Origin of the sequence: Pseudochelatococcus contaminans (assembly GCF_014195635.1) — a bacterium.
Taxonomy (GTDB): domain Bacteria; phylum Pseudomonadota; class Alphaproteobacteria; order Rhizobiales; family Beijerinckiaceae; genus Pseudochelatococcus; species Pseudochelatococcus contaminans.
Window position 1 is genome coordinate 889436 of the sequence record NZ_JACICC010000001.1, and the last position, 18017, is coordinate 907452.

Sequence of the window (18017 nt, forward strand, 5' to 3'; positions counted from 1 at the left end):
GGCATATTGCCCGTAACCGCCAGGCTTTTTCAATGAGCAACGGCTACCTGTATCTGGGCATCGCGATCATCTGTGAGGTGATCGCGACCTCTGCCCTGAAATACTCGGAAGGCTTCACCCGCCTCCTGCCGAGCATCGTCACGGCGACTGGCTATGCCCTGGCGTTCTATTTTCTCTCGCTGACGCTCAAAACGATTCCGGTTGGTATCGCCTACGCGATCTGGAGCGGGATCGGCGTGATCGCCATTACCATCATCGGACTCATCGCCTTCGGCCAGAAGCTCGACACACCGGCCGTCATCGGCCTCGCGCTTATCACCGCGGGGGTTCTTGTCATCAATGTGATGTCAAAGACGACCGGTCATTAACTGGAATCTGGCCAACAAACACATCGCACTACTATTGAAAACTGCGTCCACAGCTATATGCCGGGATACACGATGAATGGCCAAGATACTTCATGCGCGCGAATGGAATTGTGCGAAGGCAGTTTGCGGCTTGGCGTAAAGTTCTGATTGGGGAACGTCCAGGCGTTCGTGACAAGGGGCCGTTCGAAGAGACCGGCCCTTTATTTTTTCGATATGTAGCAATCCCTTGCATCCGGCGTTATCAATCTCCGTCTCACAAACCGGCGAGAATGGGGATTTGATCGCTTTGGACCGGAACTCTCATCTTTTAGCCGCGTTCCCGCTTCAAGATGCCCGCGAACATGCCGGAGAGCATGTGACAAACTGCATTAGGAGGAGGATAATGCATTGGCGTATGTTGCCATGACAGCTTCAGGCCCGGGAAACAGGCGGATCGCTGCCATCGATTTCTGGCGCGGGCTGGTGTTGATCGTCATTTTCATCAACCATATCCCCGGCAACATCGTCGACCGCCTGACGCCGCGCAATTTCGGCTTTTCCGACTCGACCGAAGCCTTCGTTTTTATCGCTGGCCTGTCCGTGGCGCTGGCATGGGGACGTTTTACCGCTCGCGGCGACACCGCCAGTGTCGTGGACCGTGCATGGCGGCGCACGTCCCTGCTTTACATGGTGCATCTGTTACTGACATTCACGGCCATCGCCCTTTATGCCAACGCATTCGTGCTGACGGGCAACGAATCGTTTCTTCTCGATCACGGACGCGACGTGATTTTTGAGGAGCCGGCGACAGCGCTGCTTGGCATCGTCTTCCTCGGGCACCAGCTTGGATATTACAACATCCTGCCGCTCTATATTCTGCTGGTGTTCCTGTCCCCGTTCATCCTGTTTGCGGTCTGGCGAGCGCCCCTGATCTCGCTGGCGGTGTCTGTGGCGATTTATATCGTCGCGCAACTGCCGCAGGTCAACTTACCCAGCTGGCCGTTGCCGGGCTTGTGGGCATTCAACCCATTCGCCTGGCAGTTCGCATTCGTCGCCGGCATGGTGATCGGCGTGCTGTGGAAACGCGACAAGCTAAGCCTTCCAGCCTCGCGGCCATTGATGATCGTCTCCACCGTGCTCGTGGCCTTTGGCGCTATCGTTGCCACGGATGCGTTCGGCTTCGCCCCCGGCCTGTTCGCGGCTGTCTACGGACTGGGCGGTTTCGACAAAACCGATATGAGCGTGATGCGATTCATGCATTTTCTCGCGCTGGCCTATCTCGTCACCCAATTGCGTGTCGGCGAGCAAATGCTTCGGTTCCAATGGGGGCGTTCACTGGCGCTGATCGGCCGTCATGGGCTTGCGGTTTTTGCTCTCGGCTCCGTGTTGAGCAGCGCAGGCCAGATTTATACCGCGCTCACGGAAGGCACGCGTCTCGCGAGCGGCACAATTACCGGCCTTGTCGTCGTGCCGGCGGGAATCATGTGCCTGTACTGGTTCGCGCGTTTTCTGGAAAGCCGTTCCAGCCGTGCGACGGCGACGGCAACAGTGACGACACAAACGGCGACGTGATCACCACGCCGCCGCTCAGTAAAAGCTATTGTATCAGTATTTACCAGAGCATTTCGGCCTTTCAATAAAGTGCCGAAATGCTCTAGCGCCGGCCGACGATGAAGATGCGAGGGAAAGCAAGCAAGACCTTGCCATCGGAGCGCTCGGGATAAAACTCTGCAAGTTTCTCGGTATATTCCGTGAGGTAAAGAGCGCGCTCAGAAACGTCCAACGGCTCGATATACGGCATGAGGCCCGTTCCCTTGACCCATTCGACGATGGCATCGACACCGTCAAGCGGATGCTGATAGATCGTATGCCAGATGTCCACCCGCTCAAGATGCGGAATGAGCATGTCATAATACTCGCCCACCGCAGCAAGGCGGAGCCGCTCCACGCCAGCCAGCCGCGAAGACCATTGCCCTGCCCCGGCAACCTCACGCATCAGGTTGTGCGATGGCTGGGCAAGGTTATCCGGCATCTGGATGGCCAGCGCGCCACCTGGCGCGAGCAGTTCGACCAGCCCTGGCAGCAACGTATCGTGATCCGGCACCCATTGCAGCGCGGCATTGGCATAAATGACGTCGAAAGGCCCCTCATCCCGCCATGCCCCACCAGCCGCGCCAGAGAGCGCACCGATATCGCCTTCCACAAACTGCACGTCTGGCAGACGCTGACGCGCCTTGGCAATCATGTCCGATGAGTTGTCGACGCCGATTACCTGCGCGTCCGGAAAACGCCGCACCAGCAATTCCGTCGAATTGCCGGGACCGCAGCCAAGGTCGACGATGCGCGACGGCGTTTCAACCGGCACCTGCGCCAACAAATCCCGCGCCGGACGCGTCCGTTGATCCTCGAACTTGAGATATTGTACTGCGTCCCACTGTGGCATGTCCGTCCCCGATTCCGCTTGTTGAAACGTGTCACGACCTTTCAAAGGCCGGGACACGATCAAGCTTGTTATATTCTGCCGCAACCTGCGTCAGCGGCTGAATTTCTTGTATTGAATGCGCTTTGGTATCGTGGAGTCGATGCCCAGACGCCGCTTCTTGTCTTCCTCATAGTCCTGGAAGTTACCCTCAAACCATTCGACATGGCTATCGCCTTCGAAGGACAGAATGTGGGTCGCGATACGGTCAAGGAACATACGATCATGGCTGATGATAACGGCGCAGCCGGCGAAGTCTTCCAGCGCCTCTTCAAGCGCCCGCAGGGTGTCGACGTCCAGATCGTTGGTCGGTTCGTCGAGCAGCAGAACGTTCGCGCCGGACTTGAGCATCTTGGCCAGATGAACGCGGTTGCGCTCACCGCCGGAGAGCATGCCGACCTTCTTCTGCTGATCGCCGCCCTTGAAGTTGAATGCGGAGCAATACGCACGCGAGTTGATCTCGCGCTTGCCCAGATAGATGATGTCATTGCCGCCGGAGATTTCTTCCCAGACGGTTTTCTTGGCGTCGAGCGCATCGCGCGACTGATCGACGTAACCAAGCTGCACAGATTCACCAATGGTGATGGAGCCGCTGTCAGGCTTTTCCTGTCCGGTAATCATGCGGAACAGCGTCGTCTTACCCGCGCCGTTCGGCCCGATAACGCCGACAATGCCGCCGGGCGGCAGCTTGAAGCTGAGGTCATCGATCAGCAGCCGGTCACCGAAGCCCTTCGTCAGGCCGTCGAAGTCCACGACATTGTTACCCAGCCTCTCGGCGATGGGGATGATGATCTGCGCCGTGCTCGCAGCCTTGTCGCTGGCCTTCTGCACCAGATCCTCATACCGCTGGATACGCGCCTTGCTTTTGGCCTGACGGGCGCGCGGCGAGGCCGAAATCCACTCGCGCTCGCGCTCCAGCGTGCGTTGGCGGGCTTCTTCCTCACGGCCTTCCTGCACCAGACGCTTCTGCTTCTGTTCCAGCCACGAGGAATAATTGCCCTCGTAAGGGATGCCGCGGCCGCGATCCAGCTCCAGAATCCAGCCGGTAACATTGTCGAGGAAGTAACGATCGTGGGTGACGATCAGGATCGCGCCTGGATACTGACGCAGATGCCCCTCTAGCCACGACACGGTTTCAGCATCGAGATGGTTGGTCGGTTCGTCGAGAAGCAGCAGGTCCGGCTGCCAGAGCAGCAGCTTGCACAGCGCCACACGGCGTTTTTCACCGCCCGAGAGCGATGCGACATCGGCATCGTCGGGCGGGCAGCGCAGAGCGTCCATCGCCTGATCGACACGGCTGTCGAGATCCCAAAGATCTTGCGCTTCGATCTCGTCCTGCAACCGCGTCATCTCGTCGGCGGTTTCCTCGGAGTAATTGAGCGCCAGCTCATTATACTTGTCGAGAATAGCCTTTTTCTCGGCCACGCCTTCCAGCACGTTTTCGCGCACGGTCTTGTTCGGATCGAGCTGCGGCTCCTGCGGTAGATAGCCGACGCGCACGCCGTCTGCGGCCCACGCCTCGCCGGTGAATTCCTTGTCCGTCCCGGCCATGATGCGCAGCAACGTGGATTTACCCGCGCCGTTGACACCCAGCACGCCGATCTTGGCGCCGGGATAAAACGACAGGTGTACGTTATCCAGCACCTTCTTCCCACCGGGATAGGCCTTGGAAACGCCGCTCATATGGTAAACGTACTGAAAGGAGGCCATAGCTCTCTCATTTAAAGGCATCCGCGAGCTTGATCAGCCCTTGGCGCACAAATCCATACACTCTCAGGAAGCAGTTAGCAGGCCGCAACGCAAGCTTCAAGCGCGGCGACCGCAACGGAGCTTTGCCGCGGAGCGCTCAGCGGGCGGCGAACGCGATTTCAGGCTGCACTTTAACCGGGTTGAAACGACGCCAGAATCGTCACATTACTTGCCATGAATAATCTGGACGATTGAATGCAAACGCTGAACGGCCACACGACACTTCGCTTTAACTGGCGGCCCGCCATTCGCGCGCTGCCGGATGACTGTCTCGTGGCGGCCATTGGCGACGTTCATGGCCATGCCGATTTGCTGGCCGTCATGCACGACGCCATCAAGCGTGAGCTGGATGAAATCGGCCCGCGCAGCGCAACCGTCATCCATTTAGGCGACCTTATCGACCGCGGGCCGCAAAACATTGATTCGCTGCTTCTGGCGCGACGTGGAATAGAGGGGGCGGTGAACATCACCCTGCGCGGCAATCACGAGGACCGCTTTCTCGCCTATCTGGCCGGCCGGTCGGATGCGATCGGGCCGTGGATCGATGCCGGTGGCGGCAGCATGTTCAAGGAACTCGACCTCGACCCCTGGAATGTCAATCCGGAAGAGTTCCGCCGCCGATTCGGTGAGGATCTGGCCCAGTGGCTCGAAGCCACGCCTTTCATGCACCGCATCAATCAACTTGTGTTCGTGCATGCGGGAATAGACCCGAAGCGCCCGCTCGACCGGCAAGACCCTTACACTTTGATGTGGACGCGCCGGGAATGGCTGGATCAGCCCGGCCCCTACCCCGAGGGAGTTGCCGTGATTCACGGGCATATTCCGCGCAGGACGGTCGACTTCCGCAGCCATCATCGCATCGACCTCGACAGCGGCGTCGTCAACTGGGGGGTGCTGTCAGGGCTGGTTATCAGCGGCGGAAGAATGCGTTTGCTGCAGGTCAGCCACGCTTTTTCTCCATCTTAATACTTCAGCCGCAAATCTGACATAGTACATGCAGATAAGGGAAGCATTACTTCCCTCTTTTTCCAACTGCTTGCGGCTTCTTGTCATGTCCGACACATCCATCGCCCGCCCCTTTGCGGCGGGCAACAACACCACGCTTGCCGGTATCGGCCTGATGGTGTTCGGTCTGTTCCTTTTTGGCGCCAATGACGTCATGGGCAAATGGCTCGTGGCCGATCATTCCGTTGGGCAGATGCTGCTCATCCGCTCGGCGGCGGCACTGCTGATTCTGGCGCCTTTCATCTGGCGGGAACGGGCGACGTTCTTCTCCGTCGAGCGCCCCTTTATCCAGATCGCGCGGGCCTTCTGCGGCACGGCTGAGGTCGCCCTGTTCTACTGGGCCGTGGCCTATCTGCCGCTGGCGGATGTCATGACCTTCTATCTTGCCGGGCCGATTTACGTCACCGCTCTTTCAGCACTGTTCCTCGGCGAACGTGTCGGCCCCGCACGCTGGGCCGCCGTGGTTGTCGGCTTCTGCGGCGTGTTGATCGCGCTCGGGCCGTCGATCACCGAGTTTTCCTGGCCGTCGATGATTGCACTTGCCGGCAGTCTCGGCTTTTCGGGACTGATGGTCATGACGCGCCTGTCTCGCGGCACCGGCGATCTGCAGTTGATCTCGTTTCAGATCATCGGCGGGTTGGTCTTTGGCGTCGTGGCCGCGCCTGTCGGCTGGATGACGCCAAGCACCAATGGCTTCCTGATGATGGGTCTGCTGGGCATCATCTCGATGTGCGCCTATCTGTGCGTCAACCGTGCTCTCAAACTCGCACCCGCATCGGTCGTCGTGCCTTATCAGTACACACTGATTATCTGGGCCGTGGTCTTCGGTTACGCGTTCTTCAACGAGATTCCCGAGGCTACGACGCTGATCGGCGCGGCCATCATCGTCGGTGCGGGCATCTTCCTGTTCGTGCGTGAACAGGCACAGAAGCGCTTGCGCCGTCGGCATGAAGTGCAGCCCGCTACCGCGGAGGTTCCGCTGGAACCACGCGCCTGAACGCGGCACCGGAGCGTCAGGCATCAGGCTTTTACAAATGCCGATATGCGGCGGGGTGTTACTGGAGCGTTTACCTCCTGCCGCGTATCATCGTATAAGATATCATGTCCGAGTCCGATATAACCGACAACAGTCCCGAATCCCGGGCGGCAATCGCCGCGCTGCTTGATTTTTACGTCGAGGCGGGCGTCGATATCGTATTGGACGATGCGCCGGTGGATCGTTTCCGCGAGAGCGCAGAAGCACGCCCGTCTGCAGCACAGATCAAACGTCAGGCTCCGTCTCCCGCATCGCCAACGCAACCGCGCCTCGCTGCGACAGCCAATGCGTCGCCAGGCAATGCAGGGTTTCTCGCGACAGCCGACGACCCCGTATTCACTGCTCAGGAGCTGGCTCGCAACGCTGACACCCTTGACGCCCTTCGGGTCGCGCTGGCGGGATTTGATGGATGCGCGCTGAAAAAAACTGCCAAAAATCTCGTATTCGCTGACGGCACCCCACAAGCCCGCGTCATGTTTGTGGGTGAAGCACCGGGGCGTGATGAGGATCTTCAAGGCAAGCCGTTTGTCGGAAGGTCCGGTCGCCTGCTCGATCTGATGCTTGCCGCGATTGGCCTCGATCGCACGAGGAATGCCTATATCGCCAACATCGTCCCATGGCGCCCGCCGGGAAACCGGACGCCGACGCCGCAGGAAGCAGCCACGTGCCATCCGTTCATCCGGCGGCAGATCGAGTTATGCGATCCGGATATTTTGGTGTGCCTTGGTGGCCCATCCGTTCAGGCCCTGCTTGGCGTGAAAGAGGGTATCCTGAAAACGCGGGGACGATGGTTCGACTATAACACCGGAAAGCGCGACATTCGGGCGCTGGCAACGCTGCATCCCGCATATCTGCTGCGCCAACCATCCCAAAAGCGTCTGGCGTGGCGGGATTTCAAGGCGCTCAGAAAGGCGCTTGGTGCGTGAGGAACGCAACGAGATATCCGGCCTAACCAAGCGGCAGCATCCCGTAAAATATAAATTTTGAAAAGCCGACGCTATAGTGCCGCGCGCTCGTGGAGCAATTGGACAATGGCCGATTGCAATTCGACAGTTCCCTCGCCCGTCCGGCTTGAGGTTGCGATCACTGATGGATACGCCGCAGGGCGACGGATGATCGATTCTTCGATCGTGCGAATGCGATCGGCGAGAGGGCCGGGCTTCAGTGCATCGGCCTTGGTCAGCACGATCTGATATGACACTGCAGCCTTATCGAGACTGTCGAGAACCTTGAGATCGTTGTCTTTCAGGCCATGCCGGGCGTCGATGAGGACGTAGACGCGGGCCAGATTGGCGCGACCGCGTAGATAGGCGTAGATCAGATCCGTCCACGCGGCGACCTTGTCCTTGCCAACCGCCGCATAGCCATAACCAGGCATATCCACGAGGGTAAAGGCGGATTCCTGCCCCTCGCCGATGCGGAAAAAGTTGAGTTCCTGTGTGCGTCCCGGCGTACTCGACGTTCGCGCCAGCGCCTTGCGGCGCGTCAGCGCGTTGACAAGGCTCGACTTGCCGACATTGGAGCGACCGGCAAAAGCGATCTCCAGCCCATGCATGGGCGGCAAGCCTCCGAGAGACCCCGTTCCCCAGAAGAACTCCGCCGTGCCTGCAAACAGTTTGCGCACTATTTCGTCATGTTCAGGATGATCAGTCATTTGCCATTGCATCATGCCAGGCCATTTCGTGTCTGATTGAAACGCGATAACGGTCCAAGGTTTTGAGTGTGAACGAACGCTTTCCGAACCGCAAATGCGGCAAAAGGGATGCACGAGAACAGTCCCGCACATCCCACGCTCTAACTTCTATATTTTACCGCAACTTGCGTTCAGATCGATCCATCACCTTGAACGCAAACTGCTCTAGCCCTTTTTGGGTTGTTTCTTGCGGAACATGTTTCGCAAATTACCCCAAAGCTCAATCTTCACACCGTTCTTGTGCATGATGTAGCCCTGCTGGATCACCGAAAGCAGGTTGTTCCAGGACCAGTAGATAACCAGACCGGCAGGGAACGATGCCAGCATGAAGGTGAAGATGATCGGCATCCACGTGAACATGGTCTGCTGGATCGGGTCCGGCGGCGCCGGGTTCATCTTCATCTGGATGAACATGGTGAAGCCCATGATCACCGGCCACACGCCGATCATCAGGAACGGTCCAAGGAGCGGAACCTGTGCCGGATCCCACGGAATGAGGCCGAACAACGTCAGAACCGGCAGCGGATCGGGCGCGGACAGATCCTTGATCCAGCCAAAGAACGGCGCATGGCGCATTTCGATGGTGATGAACAGCACCTTATAGAGCGCGAAGAAAACCGGGATCTGCACCAACATCGGCCAGCAGCCGGCGATGGGGTTGATCTTCTCTTTCTTGTAAAGCTCCATCAGGGCTTGCTGCTGCTTGGCGCGATCTTCCTTATAGCGCTCGCGGATGGCGACCATCTCAGGCTGAACGGCCTTCATCTTCGCCATGGAGGCGTAGGAGCGGTTCGCCAGCGGCAGGAAGGCGAGTTTCACAAGCACCGTCACCACGAGGATAGCGACACCGAAGTTGCCGATCAGCCTGTAGAAGAAATCAAGCAGCAGGAACATCGGCTTGGTGATGAAGTAGAACCAGCCCCAGTCGATCAGCAGATCAAAATTCTTGATGCCAAGCGTCGTCTCGTAATGAGAGATCGCGCTCACCTCCTTCGCGCCAGCGAAAAGGTGCATGCGGTTTTCGATGCGGCCGCCCGGTTCCAGCGCCTTTGCTGGCCCCAGAACGTCTGCCTGATAGATAGGCTGACCGTTTGCACCCGTGCGCAACGAGAAGCGACCAGCGAAGGGCGTTTCCTGATTGGGGATAAGCGCGGTAGCCCAGTACTTCTCGGTGATGCCGATAAATCCGCCAACCGTGTTGGCAAATTCCACGCCGGTGCCGCCGGTAGCTAGTTTGGGCTCCTCGGCCATGCTGGCGAAGGAGATCTCGCGCAGGCCCTCACTGCCGAGCACACCGATCATGCCCTCGTGCAGCAGATAGAAATTTTCCGTCTTCGGCGTGCCACGACGCGTCACCAGCGACCAGGGATGCAACGTCAGCGCTTCGCCGGTGGCGTTCTCAACACTGTCCGTGACAGTGAACATCGCGTCGTCATCGACAGCGATCACGCGACGGAAAACGAGCCCTTCGCCATTATCCCACGTCAGCGTCACCGGCGCCGCAGGCGTCAGGCGGTCGCTGTCAGCCGTCCACTCGGTCGTTGGTGTCGGCAAGGCGACAGTCCTGCCATCCGCTGCGACCCAGCCGAAATCGGCGTAATAGGGTTCAGGGCTGGATGGCGGCGACAGAAGAACGATGATCGGGCTGTCAGGATTGACCGTCTCGCGATAGTGCCGCAACGCCACATCGTCGATACGCCCTCCGATAAGGGAGAACGACCCCTTGATGGCGGGGGTATCGATGATAACACGCGGATTAGCCGCCACGGCCTGCTCGCGAGAGACCGGCGTTGCGGGCGCACCTGGCTGGGAAGGCACCTGCCCGGCTGTCGCCGATTGCGGAACAGGCACGGCCGGATCAGACGTCGGATTGACCGGCTGAGTCTGCGTCGTTTCCTGAACGGGCGGCGAAAGCTCGTCGGCGAAGAAATACTGCCAGCCTATCAAGATTAGAAACGATAGCGCGATGGCTAGAATCAAATTCTTATGGTCGCCGCTCATGAACCACCCGTGGGATCTTGTTGTGTCGTGTTGCGTGAACGGGCATCGCCCCCGCCGCGTCCTCTTTTCGGCGCCCGGTCCTGCCGGACACGAGGATTACCCTGTCGAGGCGGCGAGGAAAAGGCCCGTTTGAGATCTGCCTCGATGACATCCGCCTTGGCGGTCAGCATTTCCGCCCGGCCAATGATGACGAAGTCGATATCGGCCTGTGGCCAGAAGGGCTTCAACCGGGACAGCAAGCCACGCAATCTGCGTCGGATGCGGTTGCGCCCAACCGCGTTCGCGGTCTTTTTCGTGACAGTCAGGCCAAAACGGGGACCGCGAATCTCCTCGGTCGCCCGGCCAGAAGCTTTATTGCTGGAAACGTCGCTGCCTTTTGTCGCAACGGCGCGCTGCATAACCTGCACCGTCATGCGGCTGCTGTGCACGCGTCGTCCTGACGCAGCGGCAGCGAGAAATTCAGCCCGCTTGAGGAGGCGCGGCAGCTTGCCGGATGCAGGAATCGTGGCAGAAGCTCCCGAATCGCCATTCAGGCAAGCGCCGGCGATGGGCGCGTCAGGCACGGTTCCAGGGACAGTGTTCATTACAGATACCATGCCCGGAAACCCGGCCCAGATCCGGGTGTCTGCTCGCCTGTCGCGGATACTTTCCTGACATGCGCCGGCATCCCGTCACATGTCCAGGCACATTGAATGCCAGCTTTGGTACGGCAAAAAGCTCGGAACGCAGGTTCTGAATTCATCAGAAGGCTACCCATTCCGACAATGAAGCGCACAGGCATTTTGATACGTGCGACGCCTTCCCCGCGCCTGGGCATCACAGAGCCATGGCGCGGGGAAGGCGTCGCACAAACTGAAAGCCTGCTCAGGCGCTCAGACGCTTGCGGCCGTTGGCGCGGCGCGAAGCGATGACGGCGCGGCCGCCCTTGGTCGACATGCGCGCACGGAAACCATGGCGGCGCTTGCGAACGATCTTGCTTGGTTGATAAGTCCTTTTCACGGCCTTGAACTCCGGTCGCACGAATAACAGAAAAACAGCGCGATCGATGCGTTCGCCCGCGCCCTGTATCGCCGCCTTGCAATGGCGACGACCAGCAAAACTAATGATGTCGTTTGTAACAAAACAACAAGCGGCGCCCACGACAGGCACCGCCATACCGATTGGAGCTTATGACGGGATTCACCCAGAAAGTCAACGCCCACTTTGCATTCTGTGCTTCAGTCCGGCCTGTTCTCCCACCTTTTTGACGCACCCATATTCGTCGATGAAACTGCGATACCGAATATCGTGCGGTCGGCGGCTTTGATCCCGCAGCCACAAATGTTGGCGAAGCGGGTTTCCTTTTGCGACTGAATCAATTGTCAGGTATCAAGAAAGTCCATGGGCAACGTGCCGGATCGTCATCCGTGAATCATCTCCTGCGGGCCGGTTCTTTTGCAGACATTGAAGGAACAGGGCATGAGATATCCAATCGCCTGTCATTGCAGCAGATGTTCCGGCGATACTTATCCATCGTCCACGGCATGCAATATTCGGCTGCCGACAATGCGTTCTCCACATCAATGCCCCCACTTTTCTGGAGGCGCCGCGCCATGACACATCGCGGCATGACACAAAGTGAATTAACGCAACACAACGTGGCGCCGCGCGAGGCACAAGCAAGAGCACCCGCGACAGAGCCGAACAGCCATGCAGGGCCGCGGCCTACTGCCTCCGAACCGCGGAAGGTCGATTTCTGCATCGTCGGCTCCAGTATGCCTGCCCGACTGGTTGCATTGAAGGCCGCGGAAGCTGGCGCCTCGACATTGCTTGTTACCTCTCCAACGGCAGCAACTACACCAGCAGGCGTATTTTATGCTCCGCTGGCTCTGGTTGAAGCGGGCAAGCTCATCTATGCCGCCACCAGCATCGACAGGCTGAATTTACGTGATCGGGATAGCCTGCCTGCCACACACGGCGAAGAACTCACCGCCCCGCGGCTATCCGGCGAAGGGCTTGTGCGCCACCTCCGTCTCGTCGGTGAGACTTTGGCGCTGCGCACTGACAGCAAACGCCTTCGCGCCTTGCAAGTCTCCATCTTGACGGAGGAAACACGGTTCGAGGACACAAGAACCCTGCGCGCAGGCGACCACCGCATCGCAGCTCGCCAGTTCGTGCTGGCTCCCGATCTGGAATGGGATATTCCCGGCATTCCCGGCATCGACGAAATCGATTACCTCACCCCGGATCGCCCGATCATTGCCTCCCGGCCAGTGGAACGGCTTGTGGTGATTGGCATGTCCGACAGTGGCCTGGCACTGGCGCAGGCGCACAGGCATCTCGGCGCAGATGTCACGCTGCTGCCTTCTCCCGATGACGACAGCGCTGCCTTTGACGACGAGATCATCCGGCTGGCGCTGGCTGGCCTTGCTCGTGACGGCGTCGTCATTGATCCCGACGCACGTGTAACGCGGATCGAGGCTCGCGGCAGAGAGGCCGTCGTTCACATCTCTGGACACAATGGGCCGCATCATTTCGAACCTTCACAGGTCTTGCTGGCCCCTCGCCTGCGCGCGCGCTTTACCGACCCCGACTGGGCGACCGCGCGGATATCGACCACCAACGGCCAGCCAGTCGTCAACGCAGCACTCCGTACTTCAAATTCGCGCGTGTCCGTTATCGATGCCACGAGGGCCGGTGATATCTTCTCGTTCAGGCTGGACGACGACGCGGATTTTCTGGTCGATAGCCTGCTGCGAGGCCGCAGGCAGCCGTCGGCTCCGTCGATCCGCGCCATCCCGACAACGCCAGCGGTTGCTATCGTCGGCGCAAGCGAGGCCGCCGCGAGGGATGCCCACGGGCGCATCAAGGTGACACGTGCGTCCCACGCGCACCATCTGTCGCGGATCGCACGGCATCGCATCTTGTCACAGCCAGCCGGAGAGTTGAAGGTCATTGCCACCCGCAGCGGCCGCATCGTCGGCTGCGCGATTGCTGGAGACGGTGCGCTCGACGTTGCCGGCCTTTGGGCTCTGGCCATCAGCCGCAAACTGAAACTCGACGACTTGGCGCGTTTGTCGTTTCCGGATATTGCGCTGAACAGCCTGACCCGACGCGCCACGCGCCTGTCGATTTACGGATGGCCGCTGGCAGGCAGCATGCTTCTGCGCCTCGCACGTCTCTGGCGAAGGATTCGCGGCTGAAGCATGATCATGAATCGGCACACCGCGCAGCCAGACGACTCTCCCGGCGATTCCTCCAAGGTTGAAGGGAAAGCCGGAAACCGTCGGATCATCAGCCTGCCCATACGCCTGCTTGTGCTGATGCTGATATTCGCGTTGGTTGTGGAATTGCTCGGCCTTGTTCCGGCTATCACGGCATTTCGCCGGAGCTGGCTTAACGACCGCCTCTCCGCGGCGCAGATCGCGGCACTGGTTGTCGAGGCCTCGCCGGATGCATCCATTTCCCCGGCGGTAGAAGAGCGCCTTCTCGACGGCGTGGGTGTGATGGGAATAGCGCTGGGCAGCAGCGGAGCGCGCCATCTGCTGTCTAACGACCTGATGCCCAACCAGCCGCTGCGCACTTACGATATGCGTGATACCGGCTGGCTGGAGCAGATGTGCGACACGTTGGCAGACCTGTTCATCAACAATGATCGCGCCATCCGTGTCATTGGTGATGGGACCGGCGACGTCGCCTTTGTCGAGCTTATCATGGACCCCGCGCCGTTGAAGTCCGCCATGCTGGCGTTCGCGGTGCGAGTTGCGGGTGTGTCCTTCCTTGTCTGGGGCGCGGCGGCTATCGCCTTATACTGGGCGCTGATGCGGCTGATCGTGCGCCCCGTGCGTCGGCTGGCAGGGCACATCACCGCTTTCGAACGCGAGCCGGGAAATCCCGCGCGCATCATCATTCCATCCGGCAACAGAGACGAAATCGGCGAAGCGGAACAGGCGCTTGAACGCATGGAGCGCACGCTGGCAGCGGAGTTACGCCAGCAGCAACGTCTGGCTGCCTTGGGCCTGGCGGTTTCGAAAATCAGCCACGAACTGCGCAACCTGCTCACCGCTGCACAGCTTATGTCAGACCGTCTGGCGCAAGTCTCGGACCCCGTGGTGGAGCGTTTTGCGCCGCGTCTTATCGCCAATCTCGACCGGGCGATCAATTTCTGCGAATCGGCCCTCTCGTATGGCCGTGTGACGGAGGCGCTACCGCAGCGCAGGCCCGTAAAGCTGCTGCCGCTGATCGACGAGCTCAGGGATAACCTCGGCCTTGGCGATCACACGCCCATCCGCCTCTCAGCTGACGTCCCGGCAGATCTGACGCTTTACGGAGATCCGGATCAACTATCGCGCGTGCTGCTGAATCTGGGCCGCAATGCCGTGCAAGCATTGGAGCAGGGTATGAGCACCAATGCTACGAGTACACTTGCTACAAATACAAATGGCAAACCTACAGTCAGCGCTTCGGACGACAGGCCCCTAACCCGCGCAATTTCCATCAGTGCCCGCATCCTCTCCCCTGAGGAACGCAGAACTCAACCGGAAGCAGATGACGATCAGGACGCGCTTGCAGAAGCGGAGATTCGTTTCGCAGATGACGGCCCAGGATTCGCGCCCCGTGCGCGGGAACGTCTGTTCGAGGCTTTCAGAGGCACAACACGGCCGGGAGGCTCAGGCTTGGGCCTGCCAATCGCCGCAGAACTGATACGCCTGCACGGCGGCAGCATCACACTCGAACCCGATACGAGAGGCGCGTGTTTCGTCATCCACTTGCCGGCGACAAAGCGATGACAATTTTTCACTTTTTATATCAGTTGGTTACATCAATACCGCGCAATAATTCATATAATTTTGCCGGTTAGGGCTTGCCAAGAGCCCGACTCATCGATACTAACGCGTCATCGACGGGTTGCGAAACACCGCCCCGGACGAGAAGGCGCCCGTAGCTCAGCTGGATAGAGCACCAGACTACGAATCTGGGGGTCAGAGGTTCGAATCCTTTCGGGCGCGCCAAATATTTCAAAGACTTACGAAAAACGAACCGTTGCAAAAATCCGATTTGAAACGGTTTTTGAAACGGTTTTGGACAATCGGATAGCACTTCGGGAATCCTCGTAGTGCAGCGTTCCAAGAGCGCCTACATCGGTTGCCGTTCCACTCCGACGCGCGCTGGCGAGACATGCGCGATAGTGATCCCGATGCCTGGGCCGATGCCGCCGATCTCGACCGGACGATCCGCACCGGGTTTCGCGGGTTTCGTGGCGAGGTCTATTGGCACCGTTCGGCTGTTCCCCTTGATGCCGTGGATCTGACGACGGATACCGACCGGGGCCAGCTCGATCTCTGGCTGAACGAATGTGAGGGTCGGTGCGGCGCGCGAAGGCGGCTTCCGTCTTTGCGCAGCCACGGCGTTCCGGGCTGTCCAGCCGCAAGAGAGTAAGAGGAGTGTGGGGGTTTTCGTGACGGGTTTGAGGTCGAGAGAGAGGCTCTCGGCGCCCGTTGCGGAGACTACCACGATGGCTACTGCCGTTCAGAAGATCACCCTGTCGTCCTCGCGCGACATTCCCTTCAACAAGCTGATCCTCAGCCAGTCGAACGTGCGGCGCATCAAGGCTGGCGTGTCGATCGAGGAACTGTCGCAGGACATCGCCCGGCGCGGCCTGCTTCAGGGGCTCAATGTGCGTCCCGTCGTTGATGCCGATGGCAATGAGACCGGCATGTTCGAGATTCCCGCCGGCGGCCGCCGCTATCGGGCGCTCGAACTGCTGGTGAAGGCCAAGCGTCTGGTCAAGACCGCGCCCGTGCCGTGCGTCGTGCGCGAGGCCGGCTGCAACATCCTCCCCGAGGACGACAGCCTGGCCGAGAATATCCAGCGCGCGCCGCTGCACCCCCTCGACCAGTATCGCGCGTTTCAGGATATGCGCCTCAAGGGCATGTCCGAAGAAGAGATCGCCGCGGCCTTCTTCGTCTCGGCGAACGTGGTGAAGCAGCGCCTGCGCCTGGCGTCTGTCGCGCCCTCGCTGCTCGACCTTTATGCCGAAGACGGCGTGACGCTGGAGCAGCTCATGGCCTTCACCGTCAATCCCGATCACGCCCGTCAGGAACAGGTCTGGGACGCGATCAAGGATAGCTGGTCGAAGGAGCCGCATCAGATCCGGCGCATGCTGACCGAGACGACGGTGCGCGCAACCGACAAGCGCGCGCAGTTCGTCGGCGTCGATGCCTATGAGACGGCTGGCGGCATCGTGCTGAACGACCTGTTCCAGTCGGACGATGGCGGCTGGCTTCAGGATGTCGCTCTGCTCGACCAGCTCACCGACGACAGACTGAAGGCCGAGGCCGAGGTCATCGCCGCCGAAGGCTGGAAGTGGGTCGATGCGCGCGTCGAGACGCCCTATGGCTACGGTCATGGCCTGCGCCGGCTGATCGGCACGACCACCCCGCTGACCGATGAGGAACAGGCGAGTTTCGACGCCCTGACGACCGAATATGAGGCGCTGGAAGCCGAATATGCCGAGGCCGAGGAATATCCCGACGCGGTGGACGAGCGGGTCGGTGAAATCGAAACCGCGCTCGCAGCCTTCGAGGATCGGCCGGTGATCTACGATCCGGCGGAGATGGCCCGCGCCGGCGTGTTCATCAGCATCAACCGCGAAGGCCGTCTGTCGATCGATCGCGGCTATGTCCGTCCCGAGGACGAAGCGCCCCTGGCCGTGGACGCCGAGAACAACCCCGAAGGCGCGGAATCCGATGGTGCGGTGTCCTCGGACCCGGCCGTGCAGCGCGCGGTCATCACCGTCGGCGGTCAGCCGGCCGAACCCGAGGAGGAAGATGACGTCATCAAGCCGCTGCCGGAACGGCTGGTCACGGAACTGACGGCCCACCGGACGCTGGCGCTACACGATGCGCTGGCGAACAATCCCCATGTCGCCATGACGGCGCTGCTGCACCGGCTGGTGATGGAGCGATACCACTATTCCGCGCCGAACGGATGCCTGGAAGTCACCGTGCGTCACCACTTTTTCTCGACCCAGGGCACGGACCTGAAGGACAGCCCTTCGGCCAAGGGGATCGAGACGCGGTATGAGGACTGGAAGGCGGACCTGCCGACCGATGACGACGCGCTTTGGGACTGGATCGCCGCGCTCGACGACGCCAGCCGCATGGCCTTGCTCGCCCATTGCGTCGCCTATGGCGTAAATGCGCTTTACGAAAAGGTCGACCGTTACGGCGGCTCCGGGGTGTCGCAGCACAGCCTGGATCAGCGTTTGGCGCAGGCCGACCGGCTGGCGCGCGCGACGGGTCTCGACATGGTGGAGAACGCCGGATGGCAGCCGACGGTCGAGAACTATCTCGGCCGTGTCACCAAGCCGCGCATCCTCGAAGCGGTGCGCGAGGGCGCTGGCGAACGCGCGGCTTCCCTGATCGAGCACCTGAAGAAGGGCGATATGGCCAAGGAGGCCGAACGCCTGCTGGCCGAGACCGGCTGGTTGCCCGAGCCGCTGCGTCTGTTCGAGCCGGATCAGGCCCCGGACGATGCGGGCGCGCAGGACGACGTCGAGGCGCTGCCGGACTTCCTTGCCGGTGATGACGAGGATGACGTCCATGCCAAGGATGATGCGGCGCATATGATCGCTGCCGAATAATCCTCACCGATGGGGCGGCTCCGGTCGCCCCGTTCCTTTCCACACCTTCGATCCATCAGGCCCGGCATCCGCCGGGCCTTTCT

The 18017-nt window shown here is 60.2% G+C and carries 15 protein-coding genes and 1 tRNA gene; 9 read left to right on the forward strand and 7 right to left on the reverse strand.

Going from position 1 to position 18017, the window contains the following annotated elements:
- Positions 1-32: 32 nt before the first annotated feature.
- Both FHS81_RS03815 and FHS81_RS03820 read left to right on the forward strand, forming a co-directional pair.
- Positions 33-368, forward strand: a complete 336-nt coding sequence (locus tag FHS81_RS03815) for an SMR family transporter (RefSeq protein WP_183750666.1) — start codon at positions 33-35, stop codon at positions 366-368.
- Between the two features lie 402 nt (positions 369-770).
- On the forward strand, positions 771-1919 hold the full coding sequence (locus tag FHS81_RS03820) for an OpgC family protein (RefSeq protein WP_183750667.1): 1149 nt from the start codon (positions 771-773) through the stop codon (positions 1917-1919).
- Between the two features lie 82 nt (positions 1920-2001).
- Here the strand turns inward: FHS81_RS03820 and tam are convergent, their stop codons facing one another.
- Positions 2002-2790 carry a trans-aconitate 2-methyltransferase gene (gene tam / locus FHS81_RS03825; protein WP_183750668.1) on the reverse strand — a complete coding sequence of 263 codons (789 nt, stop codon included), beginning with the start codon at positions 2788-2790 and terminating at the stop codon, positions 2002-2004.
- A gap of 90 nt (positions 2791-2880) precedes the next feature.
- The gene (ettA, locus tag FHS81_RS03830) at positions 2881-4536 is read right to left on the reverse strand and encodes an energy-dependent translational throttle protein EttA (protein ID WP_183750669.1); all 1656 of its coding nucleotides are present in this window, start codon (positions 4534-4536) and stop codon (positions 2881-2883) included.
- Between the two features lie 234 nt (positions 4537-4770).
- On the opposite strand from ettA, the gene FHS81_RS03835 reads away from it, so the two are divergent.
- The 3 genes from FHS81_RS03835 (at position 4771) to FHS81_RS03845 (ending at position 7542) form a co-directional block, all read left to right on the forward strand.
- Positions 4771-5541, forward strand: a complete 771-nt coding sequence (locus tag FHS81_RS03835; RefSeq protein ID WP_183750670.1) for a metallophosphoesterase — start codon at positions 4771-4773, stop codon at positions 5539-5541.
- 85 nt (positions 5542-5626) lie between these two features.
- Entirely contained in the window at positions 5627-6577 is a 951-nt protein-coding gene (locus tag FHS81_RS03840; protein ID WP_183750671.1) for a DMT family transporter, read from the forward strand.
- Between the two features lie 104 nt (positions 6578-6681).
- Complete coding sequence (locus tag FHS81_RS03845; RefSeq protein WP_183750672.1) at positions 6682-7542, forward strand: uracil-DNA glycosylase; 861 nt, start codon at positions 6682-6684, stop codon at positions 7540-7542.
- A gap of 71 nt (positions 7543-7613) precedes the next feature.
- Here FHS81_RS03845 and yihA read toward each other — a convergent pair whose 3' ends face one another.
- From yihA to rpmH, 4 genes are all read right to left on the reverse strand, one after another.
- A complete protein-coding gene (yihA, locus tag FHS81_RS03850; RefSeq protein ID WP_183750673.1) occupies positions 7614-8270 on the reverse strand; it encodes a ribosome biogenesis GTP-binding protein YihA/YsxC in 657 nt (218 codons plus the stop codon).
- Positions 8271-8474: 204 nt separating this feature from the next.
- Positions 8475-10310 carry a membrane protein insertase YidC gene (gene yidC, locus FHS81_RS03855; protein WP_183750674.1) on the reverse strand — a complete coding sequence of 612 codons (1836 nt, stop codon included), beginning with the start codon at positions 10308-10310 and terminating at the stop codon, positions 8475-8477.
- Complete coding sequence (gene rnpA / locus FHS81_RS03860) at positions 10307-10873, reverse strand: ribonuclease P protein component (RefSeq protein WP_183750675.1); 567 nt, start codon at positions 10871-10873, stop codon at positions 10307-10309. Before rnpA ends, yidC begins: the two co-directional genes overlap by 4 nt.
- Before the next feature lie 301 nt (positions 10874-11174).
- Complete coding sequence (rpmH, locus tag FHS81_RS18870; protein WP_183750788.1) at positions 11175-11309, reverse strand: 50S ribosomal protein L34; 135 nt, start codon at positions 11307-11309, stop codon at positions 11175-11177.
- A 608-nt stretch (positions 11310-11917) separates the two neighbouring features.
- Here rpmH and FHS81_RS03870 point away from each other — a divergent pair.
- The 3 genes from FHS81_RS03870 to FHS81_RS03880 all read left to right on the forward strand — a co-directional run bounded on the left by FHS81_RS03870 (position 11918) and on the right by FHS81_RS03880 (position 15301).
- A complete protein-coding gene (locus tag FHS81_RS03870; RefSeq protein ID WP_281374404.1) occupies positions 11918-13492 on the forward strand; it encodes an FAD-dependent oxidoreductase in 1575 nt (524 codons plus the stop codon).
- 9 nt (positions 13493-13501) lie between these two features.
- On the forward strand, positions 13502-15079 hold the full coding sequence (locus tag FHS81_RS03875; RefSeq protein ID WP_183750677.1) for an ATP-binding protein: 1578 nt from the start codon (positions 13502-13504) through the stop codon (positions 15077-15079).
- A 145-nt stretch (positions 15080-15224) separates the two neighbouring features.
- Positions 15225-15301, forward strand: a tRNA-Arg gene (locus FHS81_RS03880).
- Between the two features lie 124 nt (positions 15302-15425).
- On the opposite strand, the gene FHS81_RS19335 is transcribed toward FHS81_RS03880, so the two are convergent.
- Positions 15426-15803, reverse strand: a complete 378-nt coding sequence (locus FHS81_RS19335; protein ID WP_183750678.1) for a hypothetical protein — start codon at positions 15801-15803, stop codon at positions 15426-15428.
- Between the two features lies 1 nt (position 15804).
- On the opposite strand from FHS81_RS19335, the gene FHS81_RS03890 reads away from it, so the two are divergent.
- Entirely contained in the window at positions 15805-17934 is a 2130-nt protein-coding gene (locus tag FHS81_RS03890) for a ParB/RepB/Spo0J family partition protein (protein WP_183750679.1), read from the forward strand.
- Positions 17935-18017 lie beyond the last annotated feature (83 nt).

Excerpts from the sequence above, each read along its gene's own strand:
- FHS81_RS03870 (WP_281374404.1), top strand. The coding sequence starts at position 11,918 with ATGACACAAAGTGAATTAACGCAACACAACGTGGCGCCGCGCGAGGCA.
- FHS81_RS03875 (WP_183750677.1), top strand. The coding sequence starts at position 13,502 with ATGAATCGGCACACCGCGCAGCCAGACGACTCTCCCGGCGATTCCTCC.
- FHS81_RS03820 (WP_183750667.1), top strand. The coding sequence starts at position 771 with ATGACAGCTTCAGGCCCGGGAAACAGGCGGATCGCTGCCATCGATTTC.
- tam (WP_183750668.1), bottom strand. The coding sequence starts at position 2,790 with ATGCCACAGTGGGACGCAGTACAATATCTCAAGTTCGAGGATCAACGG.
- FHS81_RS03815 (WP_183750666.1), top strand. The coding sequence starts at position 33 with ATGAGCAACGGCTACCTGTATCTGGGCATCGCGATCATCTGTGAGGTG.
- FHS81_RS03845 (WP_183750672.1), top strand. The coding sequence starts at position 6,682 with ATGTCCGAGTCCGATATAACCGACAACAGTCCCGAATCCCGGGCGGCA.
- ettA (WP_183750669.1), bottom strand. The coding sequence starts at position 4,536 with ATGGCCTCCTTTCAGTACGTTTACCATATGAGCGGCGTTTCCAAGGCC.
- FHS81_RS03840 (WP_183750671.1), top strand. The coding sequence starts at position 5,627 with ATGTCCGACACATCCATCGCCCGCCCCTTTGCGGCGGGCAACAACACC.
- FHS81_RS03835 (WP_183750670.1), top strand. The coding sequence starts at position 4,771 with ATGCAAACGCTGAACGGCCACACGACACTTCGCTTTAACTGGCGGCCC.
- yihA (WP_183750673.1), bottom strand. The coding sequence starts at position 8,270 with ATGACTGATCATCCTGAACATGACGAAATAGTGCGCAAACTGTTTGCA.
- yidC (WP_183750674.1), bottom strand. The coding sequence starts at position 10,310 with ATGAGCGGCGACCATAAGAATTTGATTCTAGCCATCGCGCTATCGTTT.
- FHS81_RS03890 (WP_183750679.1), top strand. The coding sequence starts at position 15,805 with ATGGCTACTGCCGTTCAGAAGATCACCCTGTCGTCCTCGCGCGACATT.